At 61.9% G+C, this 25348-nt stretch carries 19 protein-coding genes and 1 other RNA gene; 3 read left to right on the top strand and 17 right to left on the bottom strand.

Annotation, left to right across the window (positions count from 1 at the left end; genetic code table 11):
* Window positions 1-19 precede the first annotated feature (19 nt).
* From AC07N6_RS11215 to AC07N6_RS11225, 3 genes are all read right to left on the bottom strand, one after another.
* Window positions 20-547 (bottom strand): hypothetical protein, encoded by a 528-nt coding sequence (locus tag AC07N6_RS11215; RefSeq protein ID WP_494781912.1) that lies wholly within the window; start codon window positions 545-547, stop codon window positions 20-22.
* 196 nt (window positions 548-743) lie between these two features.
* Complete coding sequence (locus AC07N6_RS11220) at window positions 744-2861, bottom strand: peptidase domain-containing ABC transporter (RefSeq protein WP_494781913.1); 2118 nt, start codon at window positions 2859-2861, stop codon at window positions 744-746.
* 623 nt (window positions 2862-3484) lie between these two features.
* Window positions 3485-3739, bottom strand: a complete 255-nt coding sequence (locus tag AC07N6_RS11225; protein ID WP_494781914.1) for an addiction module antidote protein — start codon at window positions 3737-3739, stop codon at window positions 3485-3487.
* Between the two features lie 107 nt (window positions 3740-3846).
* Between AC07N6_RS11225 and AC07N6_RS11230 the strand changes: the two genes are divergently transcribed.
* A complete protein-coding gene (locus AC07N6_RS11230; RefSeq protein WP_494781915.1) occupies window positions 3847-4779 on the top strand; it encodes an SDR family oxidoreductase in 933 nt (310 codons plus the stop codon).
* 45 nt (window positions 4780-4824) lie between these two features.
* Here the strand turns inward: AC07N6_RS11230 and AC07N6_RS11235 are convergent, their stop codons facing one another.
* Window positions 4825-5187 carry a hypothetical protein gene (locus tag AC07N6_RS11235; RefSeq protein WP_494781916.1) on the bottom strand — a complete coding sequence of 121 codons (363 nt, stop codon included), beginning with the start codon at window positions 5185-5187 and terminating at the stop codon, window positions 4825-4827.
* A gap of 6 nt (window positions 5188-5193) precedes the next feature.
* Here AC07N6_RS11235 and ssrA point away from each other — a divergent pair.
* Window positions 5194-5533: a transfer-messenger RNA gene (ssrA, locus tag AC07N6_RS11240) on the top strand.
* 131 nt (window positions 5534-5664) lie between these two features.
* On the opposite strand, the gene AC07N6_RS11245 is transcribed toward ssrA, so the two are convergent.
* The 13 genes from AC07N6_RS11245 to AC07N6_RS11305 all read right to left on the bottom strand — a co-directional run bounded on the left by AC07N6_RS11245 (window position 5665) and on the right by AC07N6_RS11305 (window position 19862).
* Complete coding sequence (locus tag AC07N6_RS11245; protein ID WP_494781917.1) at window positions 5665-6822, bottom strand: esterase-like activity of phytase family protein; 1158 nt, start codon at window positions 6820-6822, stop codon at window positions 5665-5667.
* A 30-nt stretch (window positions 6823-6852) separates the two neighbouring features.
* Window positions 6853-7761, bottom strand: coding sequence for a nucleoside hydrolase (locus AC07N6_RS11250; protein ID WP_494781918.1), 909 nt, complete (start codon window positions 7759-7761; stop codon window positions 6853-6855).
* Window positions 7758-8699 (bottom strand): carbohydrate kinase family protein, encoded by a 942-nt coding sequence (locus tag AC07N6_RS11255; protein ID WP_494781919.1) that lies wholly within the window; start codon window positions 8697-8699, stop codon window positions 7758-7760. Before AC07N6_RS11255 ends, AC07N6_RS11250 begins: the two co-directional genes overlap by 4 nt.
* Window positions 8696-9763: an ADP-ribosylglycohydrolase family protein gene (locus AC07N6_RS11260; RefSeq protein WP_494781920.1), complete on the bottom strand. Its 1068-nt coding sequence runs from the start codon at window positions 9761-9763 to the stop codon at window positions 8696-8698. The genes AC07N6_RS11255 and AC07N6_RS11260 overlap by 4 nt, the downstream gene beginning before the upstream one ends.
* A gap of 31 nt (window positions 9764-9794) precedes the next feature.
* Window positions 9795-10751, bottom strand: a complete 957-nt coding sequence (locus AC07N6_RS11265) for an ABC transporter permease (protein WP_494781921.1) — start codon at window positions 10749-10751, stop codon at window positions 9795-9797.
* A complete protein-coding gene (locus AC07N6_RS11270; RefSeq protein WP_494781922.1) occupies window positions 10741-11874 on the bottom strand; it encodes an ABC transporter permease in 1134 nt (377 codons plus the stop codon). Before AC07N6_RS11270 ends, AC07N6_RS11265 begins: the two co-directional genes overlap by 11 nt.
* Window positions 11871-13454: an ABC transporter ATP-binding protein gene (locus AC07N6_RS11275; protein WP_494781923.1), complete on the bottom strand. Its 1584-nt coding sequence runs from the start codon at window positions 13452-13454 to the stop codon at window positions 11871-11873. Before AC07N6_RS11275 ends, AC07N6_RS11270 begins: the two co-directional genes overlap by 4 nt.
* Window positions 13451-14554: a BMP family lipoprotein gene (locus AC07N6_RS11280; RefSeq protein WP_494781924.1), complete on the bottom strand. Its 1104-nt coding sequence runs from the start codon at window positions 14552-14554 to the stop codon at window positions 13451-13453. The genes AC07N6_RS11275 and AC07N6_RS11280 overlap by 4 nt, the downstream gene beginning before the upstream one ends.
* Window positions 14555-14574: 20 nt before the next feature.
* The gene (locus tag AC07N6_RS11285; protein ID WP_494781925.1) at window positions 14575-15318 is read right to left on the bottom strand and encodes a GntR family transcriptional regulator; all 744 of its coding nucleotides are present in this window, start codon (window positions 15316-15318) and stop codon (window positions 14575-14577) included.
* A 70-nt stretch (window positions 15319-15388) separates the two neighbouring features.
* Complete coding sequence (locus AC07N6_RS11290) at window positions 15389-16045, bottom strand: MotA/TolQ/ExbB proton channel family protein (RefSeq protein ID WP_494781926.1); 657 nt, start codon at window positions 16043-16045, stop codon at window positions 15389-15391.
* Window positions 16046-16107: 62 nt separating this feature from the next.
* Window positions 16108-18579, bottom strand: coding sequence for a TonB-dependent receptor (locus AC07N6_RS11295; RefSeq protein WP_494781927.1), 2472 nt, complete (start codon window positions 18577-18579; stop codon window positions 16108-16110).
* A 171-nt stretch (window positions 18580-18750) separates the two neighbouring features.
* On the bottom strand, window positions 18751-19443 hold the full coding sequence (locus AC07N6_RS11300) for a TonB family protein (protein ID WP_494781928.1): 693 nt from the start codon (window positions 19441-19443) through the stop codon (window positions 18751-18753).
* A 5-nt stretch (window positions 19444-19448) separates the two neighbouring features.
* The gene (locus tag AC07N6_RS11305; protein ID WP_494781929.1) at window positions 19449-19862 is read right to left on the bottom strand and encodes an ExbD/TolR family protein; all 414 of its coding nucleotides are present in this window, start codon (window positions 19860-19862) and stop codon (window positions 19449-19451) included.
* 400 nt (window positions 19863-20262) lie between these two features.
* Here AC07N6_RS11305 and AC07N6_RS11310 point away from each other — a divergent pair, with 400 nt between their 5' ends.
* Window positions 20263-25137: a hypothetical protein gene (locus AC07N6_RS11310; RefSeq protein WP_494781930.1), complete on the top strand. Its 4875-nt coding sequence runs from the start codon at window positions 20263-20265 to the stop codon at window positions 25135-25137.
* Window positions 25138-25348: the final 211 nt, after the last annotated feature.

A 25348-nucleotide genomic window follows, 5' to 3' on the forward strand; every position in this document is an offset into this window, starting at 1 on the left:
ACCCCTTTTATTTTTTATCTTAGTTATCCGAATAGATTTGCGTAATTCTTCTACTGCAATACCTACTAAAAACCTTCTCGAAAGGAGAGCCGTTTATCTTTAGAGCAGCTTCACTTTTTCTTTCAGAGCAAGGATTCTTTGTGAGCTTTTCTGGGGAAACGGTGAAAACAAAGATCTTTTTGTCTTGCACAATCATGTAAATCACATAGTCATCCAACATCAGAGGAAGGCGCCCCTTCAATTTAATTGTTCGCTCATACACCTCATCATATTTAAGAGACCGCCATTTGACATACAGCGTTTCGGCTGGCTTTAGCGGAGCGTATATACCCGTCGCCTTAATTGAGCCAGGTTTTTCAAGCTGCCACGGCATTGCTCTCGTTAGAAGATTGTCTCCATATCGATAATCAAGTATCTGAACATCAGGACTATCGGTAATCGTATTGAACGCGAACTCATGAACGACACGCTCATCTCTCGCCGCACACCCAGTCACGCCCAATAAAATTAGAAAAATATAGAGAGATATTTTTTTCCATAACGCCACGGTAGATCCTTCACAAAGATAACCTCTTCAATGGTATTTTGATCATATGACGAGGTTTTTATATTTTCGGCGAGTCTTTCAGTTAAATACTATTTGTACTCCATCACTGCTAGTGTCGCGTCTTATTGCTGCTTCAATTGAAAATTACATCAACGTGGAGTTTTAAATTTTCGGATAGATTTTTGACTCGACACATTCAATTTTTATTAAGGCTTACAATTCGATCTACCTGTAATTTCTCCGGAACTTGATGGGTGATGAATAACATTCCAATCTTTCCTCTTAACGAATTTATAGTGCCTGCAAACTCATCCGCCGTGTCACCATCTAAGGCGCTCGTGGCTTCATCAAAAATCAATATCTGAGGTCTTTTCAGTAACGCCCGCGCAATCGCGACTCTTTGCTTCTGCCCACCCGACAAGCCCGCACCACGTTCACCAATTTCGGTCTTATAACCATTGGGAAGAGTCTCAATGACCGCGTGTATTTCGGCCATTTTGCAAGCTTGGACGACCTGATCGAAGGTCGCAAAAGGATTGGCCGCGATGAGGTTCTCGTGGATAGTCCCTGAGAAGAGATTCGTTTCTTGGGGAACCACACCGAAATATGATCTAAGCTCATTAGAGGCCATGTTTCGAATATCCACACCATCGATGCAAATATGTCCCTCTGTCGGTACATAGAAGCCCTGCATCAATTTCGCTAATGTAGATTTACCAGAGCCAGATGGCCCGACGAGAACAGTGGTTGCCCCTGGTTTTAAACTGATATTGAGGTCCTGATACAAGAATGGGCGATCACTCCCGTAGCGAAAGGCCAAACCCACGATCTCAACAGCCCCCTTTTTCTTAGTCTCACGACTGGGCGCCACAGTATAGGGTTCGATGGGCGCATCCATGATGTCAGCCAGGCGCTTAACCGAAATAGACGCCTGTTGAAATTGCTGCCATAACCCAACTAGCCTTAGAATCGGCTGACTAACCTTTCCGGAAAACATCTGAAACGCCACCAGCATCCCAATCGTGAACGGTTCGGCACCGTCCGACACACCGGACATGACCACCCATGCACCGATGATGAGCACGAGCAGCGTCATCAGCTGTTCAAGCATGTTGGAAATGACGTTATAGGTATTGGCGATCTGCTTGGTCTGGAAGCCAGCCTCAAGATAGCTGGCAAGATATTCCTTCCACCGCTTTGTCAGTTGCGGCTCCATCTGCAGACTTTTAACCGTTTCCATGCCGGCGACATACTCGGTCACAAAGGCTTGGTTGCGCGCTCCGAGCAAGAACTGGTTGTTCAGTTTCTTCCTGAATGCCGGCGCAACCAATATCGATAGCACCGCAATCACACCAAGCACGGCCAAGACGATCACCGTCAGCATCACGTTGTAATAGAACATGATGCCGATGAAAATCACCAGGAAAGGAAGATCAAGGACGAGTGTCACTACGCTTGAGGCAATGAACTCCCGAATTGTTTCAACGCCATGCAATCGCGCATTGATCACACCTGTAGATCGATATTCAAAGTACTTTAGAGGCAGCTTTAAGAGATGATCAAATACCGCCGTACCCAGTTGCGCGTCGACACGATTTCCCGTATGCAGAATGAGATATTGGCGCCCCCAACTCAGAATGGCATTAAAGATCATGAATACAGCTAGGCCAATTCCAATGACGATAAGCGTGCTGCTAGTTTGGTGAACAACGACTTTATCGATGATCACTTGGGTGAACAATGGAGTCGCCAGCGCTATAAGCTGCAACACTAACGACGCAATCAGCACATCCCGCCAAACTGCTTTATGTCGCATGAGAGCAGGTATAAACCAGCTAAAACCGAATTGGCTCTTTGACTGACCATCTGGATCAGTCGCTGCCTTACTCCTTAGAGTGCATTCGATCAAATTCCCAGTGAGTCGGCGCACAAGCTCATTTTCGGGAATTTTTTCCGGCTGTTTTGCTCCGGGAAAAAACAGCCAAAGGCCGTCCTCTTCCGATTTAACAATGAGCGCCACCGACAACGGCTCGGCAGGTTGGTCGCTTTCACCCTCGAGGCTTTGCGACGCGTCAACGAGCAACTCCGCTAAGCACGGACATTTGATCTTGGAAAGTGCAGGCAGCGATTTACGCACATTGCATGCAAATCCGTAGGCTCTTAATGGCTCGACGAGCGATTGAAATGTGTAAGGCGGAGAAAAGCTTTGACTAAGAAGGGCCGCATCAAATGGCACTTGGCTCAAGTGTGCAATGCTGCCTATTGCCCACACAAATTGGTTTGTGGGCAAACCAAATTCCGCTCTTGCATTCATGAATGAGCGCTCAAATCCGGTCTAGTCGAAGTAATGAACTGGTACGAAGCCGCACCTAGGCAAAATAATGTGAGATGAGAATTCACACTTCTACATAAACTTACGTTTATGCCCCCTGCTCTCTTGAAGATTTGGCGAGATAACGCGGACCCCACGCCCGCATTAAATAGTTATATTTTTTGCAATATATACTTGGCAATGGATTTGATTCTCACCAAGCAGGAGGAATGTAGCACGAATTCCTTTACGTATACTTACAACTTGTTCGTGCTTTGGGTGCGACATCCACGGGAGGCAAATCAAGAGACTCGCGCTCCATAAAGCGCTGCCACACAGAGTCCCAGCCGCTATAGTCATCTTTTTCTTCGTTGTAGTAGTTGCTCCCCTTTCGGGTACAAACAACCAATCCGCCTTCTTCGGCCGCAACTCCATCGCGTAAAAATCTCGTCGCGCAGCTCCGGTGTCCAGGCATAGATCGTGTGCTTTCCAGTCGAGTTGCCGCTGCCATTTCTGCGACGAAGTGGTGGCGGTCAATCTGCTGTTTTATGATGTGGACTGCAGGGATGATTTCGAGCGACAGACGCCGCTCTACGACGGGCCGACCGATAGCCAGCCCGATGCCGTCAGCCGTGAACAGGCTGCACGACCAAGCGCACGCCGAGTGCGGCGCACACGCGGTTGACGGTATCGAAGCGAGGGAAACTGTCGGCGCGCAGCGCCTTGTAAAGTGCCTCGCGACTGATCCCGGCTGATTTTGCAATTTCCGTCATACCCCGCGCACGAGCTATATCACCCAACGCCGACGCCAACAGGGCGCCGTCGTTCGCCTCAAGGATATCGGACAGGTACCAATCCCAGCTTAGTTCGGCGTCGATCATGGTATTCAAAAATGTATAGATCCCATCGAACTTTATGCAATTCTCATTTAAGTATCAATTTCTCATACTGAGGGCTCTCCCAACCAACTCGCATAAAAGGAAAACTCATGCCCAGGATTGCCCTATTTGGCGCGGCTGGCGCCATCGGTCAAAGTATCGCTTCGGCTATAAGTGCTCAAGGCCACCCGTTTCGCGTGGTCGGTCGTAACGAAACCAGCTTGCACAAGGCCTTCGGGGCAAACCCTCTCGCTGAAATCGTTACCTGGGATCCCGATTCTCCTGCCTCAGTTGAGGCCGCTGCGCGAGGCATCGAAACGTTGATTTACCTCGTTGGCGTAAATTACAGCCAGTTTGAATTGCATCCCGAGTTGATGCGCAAAACCCTGGCCGGCGCCATTGATACTGGCGTCAAGCACATCCTCCTGATTGGATCGGTGTATCCCTATGGCTTGCCACAAACTTCGCCAGTGCGAGAGGATCATCCACGCACGCCACATACCTTCAAGGGACGCATGCGTAAGGAACAGGAAGACCTGCTGATGGAGGCGCATGTCAAAGGGAAAATTCGTGCCACCGTGCTGCGCTTACCGGATTTCTATGGCCCCGGCGTCGAAACCAGCTTGCTGCATGGCGCGATCAAGTCGGCGAAGCAGGGTGGCACCGCAGACATGGTCGGGCCGCTAGATAGCCCACACGAGTTCGTGTTCGTCCCCGACGTGGGACCAGTGGTTGCGAAGATGATTGGCACGCCCGAGACATTCGGCAAGACCTGGCATTTGGCCGGAGCCGGTGTCACGACGCAACAGGAGCTGCTCGCGGAAATAGAACGGCAGACTGGCCGAAGGCTGAAGACCCGTGTAGCGAACAAGACCATCTTGCGTCTCATCGGTATATTCAATCCATTTATGCGCGAGCTGGTCGAGATGCATTATCTATTGACGCAGCCGGTGATCATGGATGATTCGGCTCTTCAGCAATTGATCGGGCCAATAAAGAAAACCTCTTATGCCGAGGGTATTCGGCAGGCATTAAAGGGGTAAAAATCCGTTCGCGTAGCTGGGTAATGGCAATGCCCCTGGCCCCGCTCATGGCCGCAAAAAATCCCGCTTATTGAACTGAACTACACCCCAAAAGTTGGACACTGATCCAACCTTTTGGGTGTTTTTCATGCGGGCTTTTTTCATATGCTCAGATGCCAGCTTCTGGCCGATTGCAGACCTCGAGTCTCCCATTGAGCACATTCGCCAAGCAACAGCGTGCCATCGTATGTACTGCGGTACTGCATAAAGCGGGCAGACCTGATCCGCCAGCCGTGCCCAGGTGATGCGGCACGGCTGACGATCCATCCGCTGGCCGACGCCGACGACACGCGGCAATGGCAGCCTAAGATCCAAACCAATCGCGCTGAATCGTCTTGAATCGAAGCCAAGAATGGAACCGCCGCGCATGCCGCTCCACTCATGGATATTGGTGTAGGCGACATGCGTCGCGCACTCGAGGGCCAACAGTGTCCTGGACGGGGGTTCGATTCCCCCCACCTCCACCCGATGGCATCGCGATGCCTTGGCCGGCCTGACGGGCCGGTGCCATCCGGTGGGGGTGACCTGGTTTCGACAGGGTAGCCAGTAACCCGAGATACATCACGTCAGGCGACCGACGTTAATTGCGCACAACCACAATTGCAAATGACTCGCAATTCCTTGCCTACGGTACTTACTCCTAAGACCCGTTAGCCGAGTTTCCGGCCCCTTCGAAAGAAGGCTTGTGAACAGAAAGGCCGGACCTACTCTGTCGTTAGCAGCGAGAGCAATGTCGAGCGCAAGCGGAGGCTTCGGAAGTCTCCATAGTCGGCAACCGTAGAGGGCGCCACCTGTAGACTGGGGGCACGTTAAAACTCCCGGCCCGTCTTCGCAGGGCCTTGAAACTCAGGGCGGCAACACCTCGAACACCAGGACCTGGGTGACTTGCGAAGGCTGGAAATTGTTATCCGAAATAAACACCAGGCTATCGTGACCGTTGGCCAGCTTCGGCCCCCATGCCACGCCTTCCAGGTTGTCCACCTTGTCGATGCCCAGCGTGTCGAAGTCCAGCACCAGGCGCTTGGCCGCGGGGGTCACCTCAGTGGCCGTCTCCAATGATGGTATCCGGCCAATATCGCTGGCCTGGCTGACGTCCATCTCGTAGAGCCGGATATGAAACTTGAACACCCCGTCGCTGCCCTGCACGCCAGAGCGTTCCAGCGCCAGCAGCCGCCGGTCGTCCACCGCCAGGATTTCAGACAAGCCGTTGTCGGCATAGCGCCCGCCCGGGGCGAAGCGGATAGCGTCGAGCATATAGGCGTACTGCGCCAGCAGGACGCCATCGCGACCGTAACGGCTGATGCGCACCGGCGCCCCCTGTTCCAGACTGGCCGGCGCGCCATCCTGGTACAAGGGGCCTTCCATGCCCAGCCACAGGTCGCGGCCATCGGATGAAAAGCTGATCCCCTCGAACGACAGGTTATCGCGCGAACCCAGTCGCTGCCCGGGATGAACGTCAAACATGCTGCCTACCGGAAAGTGCGCAAGGAAATTGCCGTTGCGGTCGGCCCGCCGCACGAATGGCGACATGCCGTGCTGCCGGCTACCCTCGCTGGCGTACCAGATGCTGGCGTCGCGGGGATCGATGCGGATCGATTCGAGATCGGGAATATCCCCTGCCCGCCCGGGCCAGTCAGCCTTGCCAGGATAGAGCGAGCCATCGGGCTGCCTGAAGAACCTGACGTCTTCCACCGCCAGGCGATGAAAGCCGGCCAGGTCGTATTGCAGGCGCAGCACGTAGAAGCGGGCCGGGCTGATCTCGGAGCGATCATCGCTTTGCGTCACCCAGGTATCGGTGGCGGCATCGTAGTCGATACCCGACAGGCCACCGATGACGGTGTCGCGAAACGGCTGGTTCAGCGCGATGCGCTGCTCACCCAGAAAACGCAAGCTGCCGACACGATGGGCGACTTGCGTCTCGCGCGGCGCCATCTGCGCGCAGGCCGCCAGCCAAAGGCAGGACGCCATGAGCAACAGGCGCATGCACCAGGAAGAGCATTTCATAAAAAACTCACCAAAAGAAGAAAAACACCATCAAGGCAACGTGGCAATGCGCTCCAACACCAGCGCCAGCAACGCCGGATTATCGACACCCGTAGCGGCTTGCAGCACCGGGCCCGGGCCGGCGGCGACGCCGAAATGGGCCAGCGCCTTCCCCTCGTCGGGCCCGGCACGAAACTCCACCTCCACCCGGCAGGTTTCCAGGCTGAACAACTGCTCGCGTAGCAGGTAAGCCACCGGGCAGACATCGTGCAGCAACGGGTCCATCGCGGCGTAGGCCTGCAGCATGGCGGCGGCGGCCCTGCCGCTGCGACTGTCCAGATCCGAAAACGAGGCGATCCATGCTCGGCTCATGATGGCCTGGTGCGTCACATCCAGCGCGAACAGCGTAATCGGCGCGCCACTGCGCATGACGATGTCGGCCGCCAGCGGATCGGCATAGAAGTTGAATTCCGCCGCCGGCGTGATATTGCCCGGCACCCGCAAGGCGCCGCCCATGATCGCCAGACGGCCGGCCCGCCGCAAGATCCCGGGCGAGAGCAGTTCAGCCAGCGCCAGGTTGGTCAACGGCCCCATGGCCACCAGGTCGATACTAGCGGGCGAATGTTGCCGCAGCATGTCCACCAGCGCGACGGCGGCATAGCCGGCGGCAAGCGCGCCGGGCTCGTCCAGCGGCACGCCACCGAGTCCATCCTCGCCATGCACCAGGTTGCAGCGCGCATCCCCGCCCATCAGGGGGCGTTCGGCGCCGGCGTGGACCGGCACCGCCACGCGCCCGGCCAGGTCGAGGATCTTGCGGGCATTGCGGGCCGTGATCGGCGCCGGACGATTGCCGGCCACCGTGGTGACGGCCAGCAAACCGAGTTCGGGGCTGCCGGCGGCCAGCAGCAGCGCCAGGGCGTCGTCTATCCCCGGATCGCAGTCGATGATGGTCGGTTTCACGCAGGCTCCTCTGGCAACATGGCGTGTTGCAGCAGCAACGCCACCCGGTCCCGGTCGGGCAGCCCGGCGCGAGCGCCCAGCGCCGCCACCGTACAGCTGGCCGCGGCGCAAGCAAAGCGCAGCGACTCGGACAGCGCCTGCCCTCCCAGCCGGGCGCACAGGTAAGCGGCATTGAAGCTGTCGCCGGCGCCCGTGGTGTCCAGCACCGTTGCCGGAAAAGCGGCATGGCGCGCATGAGCGCTATGGTCCATCGCCACCGCGCCGTCAGCGCCGAGCGTCACCACGACTTCACCGGGTCCCAGCGCCAGGACCTGGCGCATCGCCTCCGGCGTGGGCGCCTGGCCGGTGCCGGCAAAAAAGCCGGCCTCGTTGAAGAAGACGATATCGGCCAGCGCCGCGCGGCGCTGCATCTGCCCGGCGTCGGGCGCGACCGCCGCTTCGAGATCGATGGCGATGCGCACCCCGGCCTGGCGGGCGTGATGGCACAAGCGCGCGAACTCGTCGTAGTCATAGGGCATGGCATACATCCATCGGGTCTGCGCCATGGCCTGCGCCAAGCGCTCGTCCCGCACCGGCGCGACCGGCATGGGCAGGTAGATGATCGACTTCTCGCCCGACGGCGCCAGCACCGCAATGGCCGAGGCCGAAGGCGTATGCGCGGTGGTCGACAACCATTGCGTTGCCACCGCATGATCGCTCAGCGAACTCCGCAGCAGCGCGGCATAGGCATCGTCGCCGGTGCGGCCGAACAAGGCCGAACGCAGTCCCAGGCGCGCTGCGGCGCAGGCGACGTTGGCGGTGGTGCCGCCGGGCCAGATGCCCAGCGACTGGCCAAGCGTCTTGCCGCCCGCCGGCGGCAGCGCATCGGCGCGCAACATGATATCGGCCACCGGGTCGCCAAAGGCCAGCAGGTCGTATGGGCGCGATGCCGCCATCATCGCAATGCCCCGAGATTGGCAGCGGCGATGCGATGCAAGCCATCGGCCATTTGCTCCAGGTCGAAGTCGGCCCGATTGACCTGCAGAAATTCGTCCAGCAGATCGGCCGGCAACGCCGCCGTGCCGCGCAAGGCGCCCGCCACTGCCCCGGCCATGGTGGCGATGGAATCGGTATCGTTGCCGATCGACGAACACAGGGCGATGGTGCGCAGCGGGTCGCCCTGGGCATAGTGCAGCACACCCAGCGCGGCCGGCACCGATTCGGCCGCCAGTACCGAATTGCCGACCATCTTTTCCATGTTGACCAGGAACGCGTAATCGTCATGCGCCTCGTCGGCGATGCGCAAGGCCATGTCCAGGCGCGCCAGGTAATTGGGGCCGGCCACGCTGCGCGCCTGCTGGCGCGCCAGTTGCTCGCCGATGCGCCCGCCCTGCACCGCCGCCTCGATGACCTCAGCCAAATCGCCTGCCACCAGCGCCTGGGCGACAGCCGCGGCAACCGAACAGGCGGCCGAGATGGCCACATCGGTATCGTGCGAAGGCAGGCAAGTGACCAACGCCTGGGCGCAGGCGCCCTCGATATCGCCCGGGTGCACCAGCCCCGCCGGCGCCACCCGCATGGCGGCGCCGTTGGTGATGCCGATGGTGGTCATCTTGCGCCGCGAGCGGCCGATGATGCCGACATCGTTGACGTCGCCCCCCTCCTGCAAGGCCTTGACCATCAAGGCCGTGCTGGGGCCCATGAATCCGGCCTTGGGGCTGGTCGCGGCCCAGTCCAGCAGGCACGCTACCCACCCATCGTAGTCGAGCCCGCCGCCGGCTGCGATCAGTGCGCGCGCCAGGTAGTACATCTGGCTGGCATCGTCGGTGACCTCGCCGCGCAGCCCGGCATTGGCGCCGGCAAAGGTGTCATCGGGCGGCGTGCCGAAACGGGTCACCAGGCCGCCGTGGCGAGCGGCGATCTCTTCGATGCTCCATTGTTCGGTCTGCGCGCCCAGGGCGTCTCCCATTCCGGCCAGCGCCAGCGAGGCGAAGATCCGGTCCCTCAAGGTAATACTGCTCACATGCGTCTCCAGTTATGTGTTGCGCTTGCCATTACATGCCTGCCCGGCGGCGGCGAACCCCGGCCACCGCCAGCGCCAGCAAGGTCACCAGTGGCGGCAGCAGGTAAATCAATTGCGGCGGGATGCGCGACGCCCCAAGTTGCGTGGCCAGCACCGCGCTGGCGCCGAACAGCACCGAGGCGAGCACCGCGCCGCGCATGGCGCGGGCGCCGACAAACACCGCCGCCAGCGCCAGGAAGCCGCGCCCGCCCGTCATGTCGGCCTGGAACAGGCTGAGGTAGCCCAGGCTCAGGTAGACCCCGCCCAGCCCGGCCAGCACGCCCGACAGCAACAGCGCCAGATAACGCATGCGCTTGACCGGGATCCCGGCTGCGGCTGCCGCCAGCGGATTCTCGCCGGCAGCGCGCAGCCAGACTCCCCAGCGCATCCTGCGCAAGAACCACCACAACGCAGGTATCGCCAGCAGCGCCGCGTACAACAACACGTGATGGCCGGTCCGTTGCTCGCCATTGAGCAACAGGTCGAGCACCGGCCAGCCTTGCAGTCCCGGGACATGCACAGCGGGCAACACCGGGCTGTCGAGGCTGGCGGTGGAGCCCTTGTCGCCGGTCACGGACGCCATCAGCAACACCGTCAGGCCAGCCGCGAGGATGTTGATGGCGATGCCTGCGACAATCAGGTCGGCGCCCCACTCCAGATGAAAAACCGCCAACAGGCCCGCCATCAGCAGCGCCGCCAGCAAGCCGCCGCCGCACCCGATCCAGGGATAAAAAACAGGGGCGAGACCGGGAAACCAGTGTGCCGCCTGCACCGACACCAACACGGCAAAGAACGCCGCCACCAGCATCAAGCCTTCCAGGGCGACGTTAATGCAACCGGCGAGGTCCGACACCAGCCCGCCCAGGGCCGCCAGCAGGATGGGCGCAGTCGCACGCAGGATGGCCGGCAACAGTCCGGCCGCCAGCAGCATCCAGGCCTCATGCGCCATGGCGCCCTCCCCGTCGGGCGCGCCAGTCCAGCCACACGCCGGCCAGCGCCGGCCCCATGCGCTCGGACACAACGAACAGGATCATCAGCGCCTGGATCACCAGCACCATCTCGCGCGAGACGTCGGTACTGCGTTCCATGGCCAGCGCGCCGGTGCGCAACCAGGCATACAGCAGCGCCGCCAGCGGCACCGCACGCGGATTGTTGCGCGCCAGCAGCGCCACCAGCAGCCCTTCGTAGCCAAGCCCGGTGGGCAAGTCCACCGGCAGCCGCTTGAGCAAGCCATGGCTGACATGAACGCCAGCCAGCGCGGCGAACGCGCCGCCCAGCGCCATCGACAGCCAGATGGTGCGTTGTACCGGCAGCCCGGCCTGGCGGGCAAAGGCCGGCGCCTCGCCCACCACGCGGATCTCGTAGCCCAGCGTGGTGCGCATCAACAGCACCCAGGCCAGCCATACCATTGCCGGCAGCGCCAGCAGCATCACGGTGACGTTGGTATGGGCCAGCAACACCGGCAATTGCAAACCCGGCGCCAGCATGGGCGTGACGATGAAACCGGCCGCCGGGTCGCGCAGGATGTCGGTGACGACCCAGCGATAGAATTGCACGGCGATGATATTAAGCATCAGCGTGCTGACGATTTCATTGATGTCGAAGCGCACCTTGAGCAGGCCCGGCACCGCCCCCCAGGCGAAGCCGGTGATGCAGGCGGCGGCAAACGCCAGCGGCAGCGCCGCATACCAGGGCCCGGGACACCACAGGCTGGCGGCGGTGGCTGCCAGCGCCCCGAGAAACAGCTGGCCATCCGCGCCCAGCGAGAACTGGCGCGCCCGAAACGGCAAGCTCACCGCCAGGCCAAGCAGGCACAGCGTGATGGCGTCTTCGATCACGGCCCCGAAGCGCACCATGCGGGTCAGTTGCCAGCCGTCCGCCGCGCTCCAGTCCAGGCGCGGCATCGGACCGGTCAACAGCACCAGGAACGCCCGCAGCGGTTGGTCGCTCACTGCCAGCGTGATGATAAAACCGACGGCCAGCGACGCCAGCAAGGCCAACGGCAGGCGCCAACGCTGCGCCAGCGCCTGGCGTTGCAACTGCTGCTGCAATAGCGGATTGGCCGGGATCATGGCGCAACGCCTGACGACGTAAAGGGCGCATCCAGGGTCGCCGCCGCATCGGCTTGCCGGCGCGTTCCGGTCATGTAGGGCCCAAGGGTTTCGGCCGCCAGGCCGCGGCTGGCAAAGTGCGCGACCAGCTCGCCGCCGGCCATGACCGCCACCCGGTCCGACAGCGACAGCAATTCGTCCAGGTCGGCCGAGATCAGCAACACCGCGCTGCCCGCCTCGCACAGCGCCGCCAACTGCGACTGCAGGCTGCGCGCGGCGCCGATATCGACGCCGCGGGTGGGCTGGCTGGCGATCAGCAGGCGCGGCGCGCTGGCGGTCTCGCGCCCCAGCACTACCTTTTGCATGTTGCCGCCGGACAGCGTTCCGATCAGGTCCGCGGGCGATGCCGCTTTCACACCGCAGCGTTCAACCACCCGCCGGGCCGCCGCACCGATGGCGGCCGGGTCCAGCCAGCCGCGCCGCGACAGCGGACGCCGGTGATATTGCGTGGCGATGACGTTGTCGGCAATGCTCATGTTGAGCGCCACGCCATCGTGCAGACGGTCTTCGGCGATGGCCGCCACGCCGCAATTGCGTACCGCCCGCACATCCAGGCCGGTAATGCGCCGTCCGTCGACACTGGCCTGCCCGCCCTGCGCTGCATGCTGACCCAGCAAAACCCTGGCCAACAGCTCCTGGCCATTGCCTTCGATGCCGGCGATGCCGAGGATTTCGCCGGCCGCGATATCGAACGACAACGGCCCCATTGCATGCCGGCCGTGGACATGCGCCTGCAATGCGCGCACCGACACCAGCGGCACGCTGGCGCGCGCGCCCGGATCGCGCAACGGCAGCGGCGCCGGCGCCGTGCCGACGATCATGTGATCCAGTTGCGCCGGCGTGGTATCCCGCATCGCCCCGGCGCCGCTCACGCGTCCCCGGCGCAATACCGTGAAGCGGTCGGCGACGGCGCAGATGTCGGCGGTCTTGTGCGAGATCAGCACCACCGTCAGCCCTTGGGCCACCATGTTGCGCAAGGAATCGAACAAGGTATGCGCCTCCTGCGCCGCCAGTACCGCCGTGGGTTCATCCAGCAGCAGGATGCGCGCGCCGCGGTACAGCGCCTTGAGGATCTCGACCCGTTGCTGCACCCCGATGGCCAGGCTGCCGGCCTTGGCAAGCGGATCGACTTGCAACCCGAAGTGGCGCGACAGCGCGCGTACCCGCTCTACCGCTGCGCGCCGGTCGAGGCAAACGCCGCGCACGGGCTCCGCGCCCAGCACGATATTGTCGGCCACGCTGAATGACGGCAGCAGTTGCAGGTGTTGCGGCACCAGCCCGATTCCGGCCGCAATGGCCGCCGCCGGATTGGGCAGGCGCAGTCCCTGGCCCTGCATCCGCAACTGGCCGCTGCCGGGCTGTTCCAGGCCATAGAGCATCTTCATCACGGTCGACTTGCCGGCGCCGTTTTCGCCGACGATGGCGTGGATCTCGCCGGCATGGATCGCCAGGCAGACATCGTCGCTGGCCAGGGTACCGTTGGGATAGACCTTGGAGACATGCCGCAGCTCAAGCAAAGGGACGCGCTGACTGTGGTTCACCCGGGACTCCCCGCTCGCGCCAGGGCGCTGGGTATCTGGAGCCGGCCCGCCACGATATCGGCGCGCACCGCGTCGAGCCGCGCGCCAATGGCTGCGGGCGCGCTGTCCATCACTTGCGAGTGCGGCGCCAGCCCGACCCCGCCTTCGGCCAGCCCCAGCGAGCGAGCGCGTCCCCACGGCAGTTGCCCTTGCAAGTGCTGGCCCAGCGCGCCGACGATGGCCACGTCGATGTTCTTCATCACCGATGTCACAATGGCGCCGGCGCGCTGGGGATTGCTGCGGTAGGCCAATGCGTACTGGTCAAGATCAACGCCGATGGCATAGCGGTGCGCCTGGCTGACCGCTTCGTTGACGCCCTGCCCGGTGGCGCCGGCGGCGTGGAAGATCAGGGCCGCGCCTGCGGCCATCTGGGCATTGGCGATGTCCTTGCCGGCCGCAGGATCGGAAAAACCGTTGGCATACTGGCTGGCCACCACGATGGCGGGGTCGAAGGCGCGGGCGCCGGCCCGAAAACCGACCATGTAGTCTTCGATCACGGGGAACTGCATGCCGCCGACAACGCCCAGGCTGCCATTGGCGGCCGCGCCCGGCAGTACCCGCTCGCGCAGCAGCATTGCAGCCAGATAACCGGCCAGATAGGCGCCTTCGTTCTGGCGAAACAGGATGGAGTGAACATTGGCGCATGCGCAGTGCGCATAATCGACGGCGGCATCGAAGACGATGAAGCGCATGCGTGGAAACTGCGCCGCCAGTTTTTGCACATAAGGCACCATGGTGAAGGTGCCCGCGACGATCAGGTCGTACTCGCCGCTATCGGCCAGATCGGCCAGGGCCGACTCCCAACGGGTCGGATCGGCGCCGCCCTCGACGATCCTGGTCGTCACCGGCAACGTCTGGCGTGCCTGACGCATGCCGGCCGCCGCCGAATCGAAAAACGATTTGTCGCCCAGCGTGCCGTTGACGAACAACACAGCCCGCAACCGGCTGCCGCCCGCGCCCGCATCAACGCGGTCGGCCACGCGTCCCAGCAGCGACAGCGCGATCACGGCGACAATGCCCCACGCCATGCGTTTCAACAGGATGTTCAATGTCTGTGTCATCGATGGCGGGAGTGACCGCTTCAGCTCATGCCGCCGCTATGCTTGGCGATGCGGGTACGGTAACGATACGTGGAGACATATTTCATCAGGCAGTATTCGATCGGCTGGCGGCGGTCCGACAAGGTGATGCGCTCGCACACCAGCAACGGGTCGCCCGCACCGATGCCGAGCAACTGCGCGTCCTCGGCATCAGCGGCGCCCGCGCACAGGTTCTCGACCGCCTCGGCCGGCTCAAAGGCAAACTCTGCCGTCAGCAACTTGTAGAGCGAACCGGCCTTTTCGATCTGGCGGCGACTGATCCTGGCGCCGCGCGGCAACACCAGGTAGGCATCATGCAGGCCCACCGGCGCATCGTCGATCAGGCGGATACGGCGCACCCGCACCAGCGGCGTGCCCGGCTCCAGGTTGAGCAGATTGGCGATGGCCATGCTGGCGCCGACCGTTTCGATGGCCAGGATACGCTGGCCGGGTACGCCGCCGCGGTTGCCCGTATCTTGCGAAAAGCTGTCGATGAAACGGGTAGTACCGCGCACTATCGCCGGCGACACGAACGTGCCTCGACCATGATCGCTGTAGATGATGCCGCGCTCTTCCATGAAGCGCACCGCCTTGCGTACGGTGTCGCGACTGACTTCATAACGCTCGGCCAGCTCGCGCTCGGGCGGCAAGGCCTGGTTGTCGGTGAGCACGCCGCGATCAATGGTGTCGCGGATGATATCGGCCAGCCAGCGATAACGCGGCTGCACTGCTTCGGTGGTGTCCATAGATTTTTTCATGACGCGGATATTACATTGGTACGTACCAACTGTAAATCGCGGCCTTTCCAACAGGATCTCAACCCACGGCCTGCATCGGATGCCGTTCCGGGCGTCCTGTCTGGCTCTCCCGTTCTTCGCCATGCTCCACGCCGGCGGCGCGCAACAGCAGTTCCTTGAGCTGGTCGTTGAGGCGATCGGCGCACTCCCGCAAATAGTTATAGAACAGCAGGCCGAACAACGCAATGGAGATGCCCAGCGCCGTCGCATAGAGCGCCGTACCGATCCCTTTCGACACGCCCGACGGATCCGAGATGCCGGATGAGGCCAACACCGAAAAGGTATCGATGATGCCCAGGATGGTGCCCACCAGGCCCAGAAGCGGCGCGGCCGTGACGATGGTGTCGAGCACCCACAGGCGAGCATTGACGCGCGACTTGCCGGCGATATAGATGGCCTCGCCCAGGTCTTGCAGCCGGGTCTGGTCCGACACCGCCGCGTGCGCCTCCAGCGCTTCGCGCACCAGTTGCACGGGCACCGTCTTGCGTTCCAGCATGGCCGGATCGAGCTGCGGCTTGAAATGGGTGTGCGCGCTCATCGAATGCAGCAGTTTTCCGGCGTCGCGCGAACCGAACCAGAAAAACAGCTGTCGCTCGACGATCAGAAACACCGCCAGCGCGGCGGCCGCATACATCGCATAAAAGGTCAGGTCGTGAAACAGCTGGATGGCGTTCATGTGAATTCCTTGTAAAGGATGCGCCGCTGAGCGCGCGGCGCATCGGACAAATCAGGCCTGGCTCAGAAGTCGCTGCTGAACGAAACCTGGAAAGTGCGCGGCGCCCCGGTATAGAACACTGGCGCCGACGCCGCGGCAATGGCAGCGCCGTTGGTGCCGGTGGTGGCGTTGGCATTGGTGGTGAAGCTCGATCCGCTGGGGCCGTTCATGCTCAAGTACTTGCGGCTGAAAAGGTTGAACAGCTGGAAGCGGATGGTCGGGTTCTGCATGAACATCGCCTTGTTGAAACGGTAGCCTGCCCCGAGGTCGAACAGGGTGTAGCCGCCCACGGCATCGTCGTTGACCAATGTGGTGTAACGCCGGCCGACATAGCGTCCCTGCGCGGTGGCATAGAACGGGCCGCTGTTGTACTGCAGCGCCAGCGAACCAAGCCAGTCGGGCGTATCGGGCATCTGCTTGCCGGAAGTCGACAAGGTGGTCGCCGTACCGTTGGCGGCACGCACCGCCACCTTGTCGTCAAGCATGCTCGAATCGGTACGGGTCAGCGAGCCATACAGGTTCCAGTTGCCGTTCATCTTGTAGCCCGCTTCCAGTTCGAGGCCAAAGGTGCGGGACTTGCCGACGTTGAACTGGGTGGTCAGGTTGGACGCCGGGTCGTACTGACTGGCGATACGGTCGCGGAAATCGACATAGAACAGCGAACCGGAGAACGTCAGCTGGCTACCCGCGTAGCGATATCCCAGATCGAAGTTGTTGGACTTCTCGGCGCCCACGCGAGGCGAGCCGATCCGCACCGGAATCACGTCGCCTGCCGCATTGCGGGCCACCAGCACGCCGTTGACAATCGATGTCGTGTAGTTGGACGAAGCGCTGGTCTGGGCCAGGCCGGTATTGGCATTGTTTTCCGGCGCGCGGGCATTCTGGCCGGCGTTGAAGAAGGCCGACTGGGTTTCGGTCAATTGCAGCCGCAAGCCGAGGTTGCCCAGCGTATTGGTAAAGGTCTGGTCGACCGTATAGTCAGCGCCGTTGCCGTTCGCCGTCAGTCCGCTGGCGATGTTATTGAAATTGCGCTTGACCTCCTGGCGCTTGATGCCCAGTTGCACGTTGAGGCGATCGTTGATCATGGTGAAGCTGTCCTGCAGGAAAATGGTGTGCGCGTCGACCTTGGTCTTCCAGTTGCGGGCCGCGTTGTAGGGTGTGCCGTCGGCATACTTCAGGTAGCCGCTGGTATTGCGCAGCCAGTAATCGGAACTGTTGCCGTTGCTGTCGATGGACACGAACGGGCTATATTGCTTGGAGGTGCCGCTATCGAACCACAGGCCGGCAGACAGGTTGTGATTGGCCAACTGGTAGTTGACCTTGGTGGTGACGCCCCAGCGATCGGTCTGGCTGATGTTGCTGCCATAGCCGAGGATGGTGTCGAGCGTGTCGCCGTCGCCGTTGATGTCGCCAATACCGCCATGCAGCAGGCCAGCGCCGCGCGCTTCCGACACGCTTATCAACTGGTTGCCGCCGGTGCCGTAGCCATAGATGTAATAGGGGTTGAAATCAAGACTGGCCTTGGGCGACAGCTGCCAGTGGTTGACCATCGACACCTGGTAATTCTCGAACGGGTTGTTATTGAAACCCTGGAAGTTGTTGAGAATGGCGGCGTTGGCGGTGGCTTCGTTCTGTGCCGTGCCGGCCACCGGCGTCAGATGCCTGGGCGGCGTGGTGCCGTACTCGTAGTTATAGCCAAAGCGCGCCAGATCGGCCTTGCTGGCGGCGCGGTAGTTGGCGTTGTCCATCCTGTTCCACAAGAAGGCCAGCTTCGAATAGCTGCCGCCGCCGAAGTCGAACACCAGCTTGGAATCGACGTGCTCGCGCCTGGCGCTGCCACTGCCCTTGAACTTGTCGGCGGACGCCTTGGACATCGAGATAAAGAACTTGGCGCGTCCATCGGCGAACTTGCCCGTATCGATACGCACGAACTGCTTGTTGTAGTTATTGGCGCCCACAGCGAAATTGAACTTGCCGCCCAGCGTATCGCGCGGATCACAGGTGTTGATGCCCAGGTTGCCGCCGCTGGCGCCTACGTGCGGCGCTTCCATGTCGCCGCTGCCCTGGGTCAGGAACACGTCGCAGGTGTTCTCGGGATCGGCGAACTCCTGAATGCTGATCGAGTAGTTGAGCGAGTCGTTGAGCGGCGCGCCATCCAGCGTCAGCCCCATCTGGTTGGCGTTATAACCGCGCACCCGCAGCGTGCCGCCGAACAGCCCTGTGCCATCCTGGTCGAAGGTCGACACTCCAGGCAGGTTCTGGATCATCTGGAACGCGGTCGAGGTCGATCCCATCTTCTCGATCGCTTCGCGGGTGACCGAGCTGCGCGCCTTGGGCGCGTCGTCCTGCTGGATCAGGCCGGCGCCGGGCGCCTGGTTCTGTCCCTGCACGGTGATCTGGCCGAGATCGCTGGTTTCCTGGGCGACGGCCAATGTGGCATCCGCCAGGAACAGGCTCGACACCAGTAGCGCGAGCTTCTTGACTTTCAACTTCATGTTGTTACTCCCCGATAGGTTTGTTCTTGGTAGCCGCGCCGGATACGCGGACATATGGATCCGGATGCCTAAGAACCGCCAACAAAACGCCGCTGGCCGCGTTGCGCCTCCTTGCCGTACCTTCGTACTGTCTGTGTCGGCGCGCCTTGCCAGCAGCGTTTTTTAGCGGCTCTAGATTCCGGCAGGTGTGAACTGCAAATCAACGACAAAACGGTGTTGCGACTGCCCCGGCCGGAACTGCTCTGGAAAGGCCGGAAAACTTCCCATGCCCACGCTCTTGCGCGCGGCCTGGTCCAGCAGCATCGAGTTGGATGACTCTTCGATCCCCATCTCCACCACCGATCCATCGCGCCTGAGGACAAACCACACCTTTACCGTGCCCTGCGGCCGCTGCAGGCTGGCTTCGCGTCCGGTCGGATAGCGCTTGACCGAATTCAGGTAAGCCCGCACCCGGCCGATGAATTCGGCATCAGCCTTGGGCGCGGCCGGTGCTGGCGGCGGCGCCGGCGTTGGTGCGGTCGACACCGGGGCCGCCGGCGTCGGGGCGACTGGCATCGGCTTGCTTGCCGGCTGCGTGGGCGCCGGTGTGGATGCGGCCGGCTCTGCCGCCGGCGCCGGCTTGGGTGGCGCCTGCGGGCGAGCCGGCTGCGCCTGCGGCTTGGGCGGCACAGGTTCAGGAGGAGACGGCGGCGCCGGCTTGGGCGGCTCCAGTTGGGCCATGTCGATGATCTCCAGCTTGACCGGCGTTTCTTCCTTGGGAGTCAACGGCTTGAGCTCGCGCAGGCCGGCCGTGGCCAGAAACAGCACCAGCCCCGCCGCCGGCAGCATGGCGATCCAGTCCCGCTGGCGGTAGAGGATCTGCATCGTCGTCACTTGCGCCTGGACACGAAAGAGATGGCATCGAAGCCATTGCCCTTGAGCGTGTCCATCAGGTCGATCACGCGCTGGAACTCGACCTTCTGGTCGGCATTGACGATCAGCGTGAGCTTCTTGGACGGCTCGCTGGCCTGCAGTTGCCGCAAGCCCGACACCAGTGCGCCAGCGGCGATGTCGCGCCCCTCCAGTTGCAATTCGCCCTCCAGGCCCAGCGTGATGCGGGCGATGTGCAGCGTCTGCAGGTCGCTGGTGCTGGAAGACGATGGCAGCGAGGTCTTCACGCCCATCGCCGGAATCACGTTCAGGCTCAGCAGCACGAAGAACACCAACAGAAACATCATCACGTCGATCATCGGAATGATCTCGATACGCGCCCTGCGTTTTTCGGTTTCGCCCCAGCTTCTCATCGCCATCTCTCCATTGATCAGCTCACCCGCGCCGGCCTGCGATCCGTTTTTTGCCGACGGTGAAATTGGAGTGAATTATGCGATCGCACAAAACGTGTGTCAACAACTGGTACGTACCAGATTTTTATATTTTTTTAGTTAAAGAATTTAATACGCCTGTCATAAAAATTCGCTATCTGTGAATAGAACAACCTTTCATATCGGCAAGACAATGATTTTTCGCACCATATTGGTACGTTCCAATAGTTGAATTACTTTTCCTATTTTTATTACCGGAGAATGACATTTTGATGACATCGGAACATCGATTCGCGCACCGTTACCCACGGGAGAATTTTTCTGTCGCAGCGCCACCTCCCGTGGCGACGCGTGCCCTCCTACACCCTATCGATATTTCATCATGGCCCACATCAATACCTCCTCCCCGTCCATTCGCGATATGGCCGCGCTCGACATCGCCGCCCAAGCACCCGCCGAAACGCACGAACTGCGCGACCTCGCCACGCCCCCGCCCGGCGACACGCCGGCCGCGCGCGCACGCGACAGGCGTCCACCGAACCTGCAAGCCGAACCTGCCCACGAGCCGTCGCTGGCGTTGACGCATCTGCACCACGACGCCCCCGAAGACCCGCACATGGAAATCGCCCCCGGCCGGACCATGATGGCCGAGTTGAGTTCGCCGCATGCCGGCCGTTCGCCAGCGCTGCGCCAGTTGCACCAGGACATGCGCGAGATCGGCGTCGAGCGCGCCGAATTCGACAGCATCATTGCCGCCCTGGGCGGACGTGAAGTGGCATCGGCATCGGCCGGCGTGTTGCTGGCTTCACTTAACGACCATGTCGCCATCGCCAGTTTTCCCTTCAAGTTCCGCACCTCCATCGTCACCATCCACCTGCTGGTCATCAAGGACAGCGTGGACGACGAACACGGCAAGACCGATTTGTATTTCCTGAAGGGTTATTCGGATCGTGTCGTGGGCGCCCGCGACCTGTTGGCGTTCGATCAGCGCCGTACCGAACTGATACAGATAGAACAGGACCAGGCCAGCGCCGCCCGCAAAGGAAAGGACAAGGGAAAAGGCAAGCAGAAGGCCGATGCGCACGAGCAACCCACGGCGATGGAAACCTACGCCTGCACCTACCTGCTCGAACTATCGAAGAAATCCTCGCTGTCCGCCCGCCGCAGCCTCGATGAAAGCGACACCATCATCATGCCGGTGCCGCTCAATGCGACGCCGTTTCCACGTCAGTTCGCGTGGGCCGCGGCAGAAAACTACATGGCCGAGGGCTTCGGCCCGCGCCCCGCCGTCAATCGCGGCGACGACCGTGAGAAAAGCGATTTCAGGCTTGGCTACAGCGACCTCAACGGCCCCGAGAACCGCAACATCATCTTTATCACCGAGCAGAAATACCATGACCGCGCGCGGCCGATGCAACATCGCGCATACGGCGATTATCCGGCCAGCCTCAATGTGGGGGGCGGCGCCATCGCCGAGGTCACCGGCTTCGACGAGCACGGGGTGGAGATCATGGGGCCGGCAGGCAAGGTAGCCGGCGTCAAGCTGGCGACCATGCGCGAGGTCATCGACAAGTTCATGCGCGACAAACCGCGCGACCGGACCTTGATCGTGCGCACCGAAGACCAGTACCGGCATCAGTTCGTCTACACGCCGCAAGGCCTGCAGATGACGCCGCTGGACCAGCACGGCGAACCGGTCAAGGCGCTCGCGCCGCTGCCCGGCTCCGACGTCTCGACCTACGGCTGGCGCGGCGCCAATACCGGACCGTTCGGCAGCCTGCCCGGCTACGCCAACTCGATGATCGTGGTCTCGACCGGCGAGGCGATTCCGGCCGGGCCATTCCTGAAGGACCGCCACAGCTTGAAGGGGATTGCCACGGCGGCCTCGCATGCGCTGGTCGACGTCATCCTCAACGACATGAATCCGGCCGTCAAGGGCACCACCGCCAACGCCGCCCTGGGCACCGCCATGCGCGCCGCGGTCACGGCCGCCACCGTGTACGGCATGACTTCGCTGATCAACACCTTCCGCGACGAGAAGACCCATGCGCTGTTCGAAGGCGCGCAACCCTTCAGCGGTTCCGGCGCCGGGCTGGTGGACGCCAAGACACTGGCCGGCGCCATCGCCGTCACGGTGCTGGCGCAGGACGTGGTCAGCATGGCGTATCGCTTCGCCTACAAGAATTTCGTCAAGGACACCGCCAAGGGCCGTGAAAAATTCAGCGGCCAGGTCTTCAACGAGGCGATGCTGCCTTTCCTGGGTGAGTTGGGACGCCTGTTGGTCAACTACGGCATCCAGAAGGAAATGGGACTGCCGCGCGGCAACGAAAAGGACATCGCCAGCCTGCTCGGCGTGGCGACCTTGTTGACGGCGGTGGATTTCCTGCGTGGCCGCTCGGGCGACCCGGCCAACCATTTGCTCCTCAGTGCGACGTACAAGACCATGGATTTCTTCGCCGCCGACCTGGTGTTTCGCACCATCGGCGCGGTGTTTGGCGCGGATGTTCCGGCGCTCGACACTGGCAGCGGCGAGCATGTCCACACCGATCTTGGCAAGAACTTCCTGGAAGCGTTCGTCACGCGCATGGGCGCGCGCGGCCCGGACAAGTGGCTGCTGCCCGTGGTCGGGCTGGTATTCTCGGCAGCCGGGCTGGCCGGCGCCAATGCGCGCGCGGGCGAAGACCAATTGGCGCGCGAGAATGCGCCCAACAACCTGGTGGCGCGAATACGTGACGCGATCAACGTGCTTTCGGTCGATGGCGAGCGGTTCATCGAAACCGGCCGCGACAAGCTGGAAGACGTCGAAGGACTGCGCCGCACTGCCGTGCTGCTCAAGCGCGGCGTGGAGCATATGCGGCGCGCCATCAACCATCTCAACCTGGATGAACCCCAGACCCATGCCGGCGAACTGGCCCAGGTACGCGACGCGGCCCGCTTCCATGACATGAGCGCGCCGCAACAGGCCGCGCACCTGGATGCGGTCGCCAAGCGCTATCAAGGCATGATCGCGGCCTCCGACGTGTTCGCCGGGCGCAATCCCGCCGCTTCATCCGCCGCTCTGGATGAAGCGCAGGGTTCCGCAGCCGCCCCGCCGGACCTGAGCCTGGCGGTGTCCAACAGCAGCGCCAACCTGCCCCAGCGCATCCGCGAGCAGGTCGAGTTGTTGATGAAGAGCTTTCCACAGGCCTATGCCGAGAACCGTGAAATCATCTATCCCACTGCGGTGGCGCCAGACTTCATCGCCGCCACCCTGCCCCATACCGCCAAGCCCGGCGCCCCATTCGCCAAGACCGAACGCATGCCGCGCGACCACACCACGTTCACCGATGCGCAGGTGCCCTATGTCAAGGAGATCCAGCGCGCCCTGGCCGAAGCGCCGGGCATGCCGCGCCGGGTGGAAGACAGCAATGCGCTGTACCTGCAACTGAGCAACCGCATGCTCGACGAAGGCGACCATTCGGTGCACGCCTACTCGCTCGAATCGCAGCTGTTCCACTATCTGTTGCGCTGGGCGCAGACTGGCCAGGAAAAGTACCTGCGGCTGGCGTCGGGCGTGTGGTTCAAGATCGCGGCGATGAACCATCGCGGCAACGTCACCGGGGAGCGCGACAAGTTCGTCACCGCCATCTCGGTGCTGATGGTCAACCTGATGGCCTTGCATGGCAAGCCGGCGGCGCACGTGGTGCATCGGGGCGTCGTGACCGACGCCCATTACATCGAGCAGTCGCGCCAGGAGGAGGCGCGCGAGCGCTATGGCGAGGACGCCGTGTTCATCGGCGAGGGCGCGGTGGTCGCCATGAGCGAGATCATGTCGGTCACCAGCTCGACCCAGATGACGGCCACCTTCCTGCAGGGGCTGGGCCACGGCGCCGCGCCGATCGATCGCAGCCAGCATATGGTGATCCGCCAGGAAACCGCCTTGCCGGTGCCGCGCCAGACCGAGCATATACAGGTCGAGAGCCTGCTGATGCCGGGCACGGTGGCCACCATCGATCGCATCGACCATAACCCGCCGCCGCAGAGCAACCGCGACATCAAGCAAAAACGCAAGACTGGCGAATTGATGAGCTCCGCAGAGAGCCAGGAATTCAACCTGGGGCAGGTGCTCTATACCAGCGTGGCCGACACCTTCCTGGCAGAGGTGAGATACATGCGGTACCTGCAGGCGCAAGCCGGCGGCAAACCGCTTGAGCCGGATATCGAAGATGGCGCGCTGTGCTGCCATCCCGAGACTTCGCAACTGTACCGGTACGACAGCGCGCAGCGGAAGATGGTCTTCACCGGGGGCACGCTGAATTACTTCCATGGCGGCCCGCAAGAACCGAAGGAGCACGAGCAGGCGCGCTGGCGCGAGCCCTACACCTCGCCCCTGAGCCCGGCGCAGATTCGCATCGGCATCCAGGGGGCGATCCTGATCGGCCACCCCGTCGTCCCCTACCTCAACGATATGGTGCGCAACGTGTCCCACGAGATCTATCGGCGGCTGGGCGGCTACTACGATCCGGCCAGCCCCAACCACCAGTACAAACTGGCCGACGACGCGCGCCGGTCGACCATGAAACAGGCGGCACAGCGCCCTATCCAGGAGATCCGCGCCTGGACGCCGCAAACCCTGTTCACGCTGCCCGCGCCCGGGCGCGCATTCGTCCCGGGAAAACCGTTCCCAGGCGAACTGATGGCACGGGTGCTGAGCTCGGCGCTGCACCGGGCCATGATGATCATGGAGGTCGACGCCAGCGGCGAGCTGGTCATGCAGCAGCGCTCGCGCATCGACCATAACAACCGCGCGCGCACCGAGCAGGTGCCGCTGGTGCATCGCCACTTCCTCAAGACGCACGATCATTTCGACCTGACCTACGACAGCCAGCGCGCGCCGATGCTGGGCGTCGGGCCCAATGGCTACTATGTGGTGGCGCTGCACCAGGGCCAGTACCGGGCGGTGCCGGTCAACATCGCCGGCCCCGGCCTGCGCGCGGGCAACCTGATACATGCGTTCCTGGCGCTGGCCTATCCCAATCCCAACCGCAACCGCTACACGGTCAAGGGCAACGAGATCAAGAGCGCCACCGCCACGCCGCGTGGCTTGCGCCGCCTGATGCCGGGCCAGAGCGACCATGTGGCCAATTCAGCCACGGACATGCTCAAGCGGCTGAAGAACTTCGCCAAGAGCGACTATGACCCGGTCGACCAATGGCTGGGCCAGACCTATGCCGGGTTGCATGGCGCGACCCCGGTCGTGGTCGAAGAGATCAAATAACGGTGGTGCGCAATATGGCCCGACGCCGCATCCATCGCCGCCGGGCCAATGGACACCCTGCCCTGTCCAAAAATCTGTCAGCGGGCGGGATATCCGGGGACGGGCTATCCCGCCCGGATGCCCCGATCAGAGTGGTACATCATCGGTGCCTTGCATACCCAAAAACAAGGCGCGTCGCATGCCAGCCGAACCGCAAGGGAAAGGGCGTCGT

Source organism: Herbaspirillum sp. GW821-FHT09A12, assembly GCF_059418325.1.

What these genes read in the sequence shown, in the direction of transcription:
- AC07N6_RS11220 (WP_494781913.1), bottom strand. Translation starts at nt 2,861, where the DNA reads ATGAATGCAAGAGCGGAATTTGGTTTGCCCACAAACCAATTTGTGTGG.
- AC07N6_RS11225 (WP_494781914.1), bottom strand. Translation starts at nt 3,739, where the DNA reads ATGATCGACGCCGAACTAAGCTGGGATTGGTACCTGTCCGATATCCTT.
- AC07N6_RS11230 (WP_494781915.1), top strand. Translation starts at nt 3,847, where the DNA reads ATGCCCAGGATTGCCCTATTTGGCGCGGCTGGCGCCATCGGTCAAAGT.
- AC07N6_RS11235 (WP_494781916.1), bottom strand. Translation starts at nt 5,187, where the DNA reads ATGCGCGGCGGTTCCATTCTTGGCTTCGATTCAAGACGATTCAGCGCG.
- AC07N6_RS11245 (WP_494781917.1), bottom strand. Translation starts at nt 6,822, where the DNA reads ATGAAATGCTCTTCCTGGTGCATGCGCCTGTTGCTCATGGCGTCCTGC.
- AC07N6_RS11255 (WP_494781919.1), bottom strand. Translation starts at nt 8,699, where the DNA reads ATGATGGCGGCATCGCGCCCATACGACCTGCTGGCCTTTGGCGACCCG.
- AC07N6_RS11265 (WP_494781921.1), bottom strand. Translation starts at nt 10,751, where the DNA reads ATGGCGCATGAGGCCTGGATGCTGCTGGCGGCCGGACTGTTGCCGGCC.
- AC07N6_RS11270 (WP_494781922.1), bottom strand. Translation starts at nt 11,874, where the DNA reads ATGATCCCGGCCAATCCGCTATTGCAGCAGCAGTTGCAACGCCAGGCG.
- AC07N6_RS11280 (WP_494781924.1), bottom strand. Translation starts at nt 14,554, where the DNA reads ATGACACAGACATTGAACATCCTGTTGAAACGCATGGCGTGGGGCATT.
- AC07N6_RS11285 (WP_494781925.1), bottom strand. Translation starts at nt 15,318, where the DNA reads ATGGACACCACCGAAGCAGTGCAGCCGCGTTATCGCTGGCTGGCCGAT.
- AC07N6_RS11290 (WP_494781926.1), bottom strand. Translation starts at nt 16,045, where the DNA reads ATGAACGCCATCCAGCTGTTTCACGACCTGACCTTTTATGCGATGTAT.
- AC07N6_RS11295 (WP_494781927.1), bottom strand. Translation starts at nt 18,579, where the DNA reads ATGAAGTTGAAAGTCAAGAAGCTCGCGCTACTGGTGTCGAGCCTGTTC.
- AC07N6_RS11300 (WP_494781928.1), bottom strand. Translation starts at nt 19,443, where the DNA reads ATGCAGATCCTCTACCGCCAGCGGGACTGGATCGCCATGCTGCCGGCG.
- AC07N6_RS11305 (WP_494781929.1), bottom strand. Translation starts at nt 19,862, where the DNA reads ATGAGAAGCTGGGGCGAAACCGAAAAACGCAGGGCGCGTATCGAGATC.
- AC07N6_RS11310 (WP_494781930.1), top strand. Translation starts at nt 20,263, where the DNA reads ATGGCCCACATCAATACCTCCTCCCCGTCCATTCGCGATATGGCCGCG.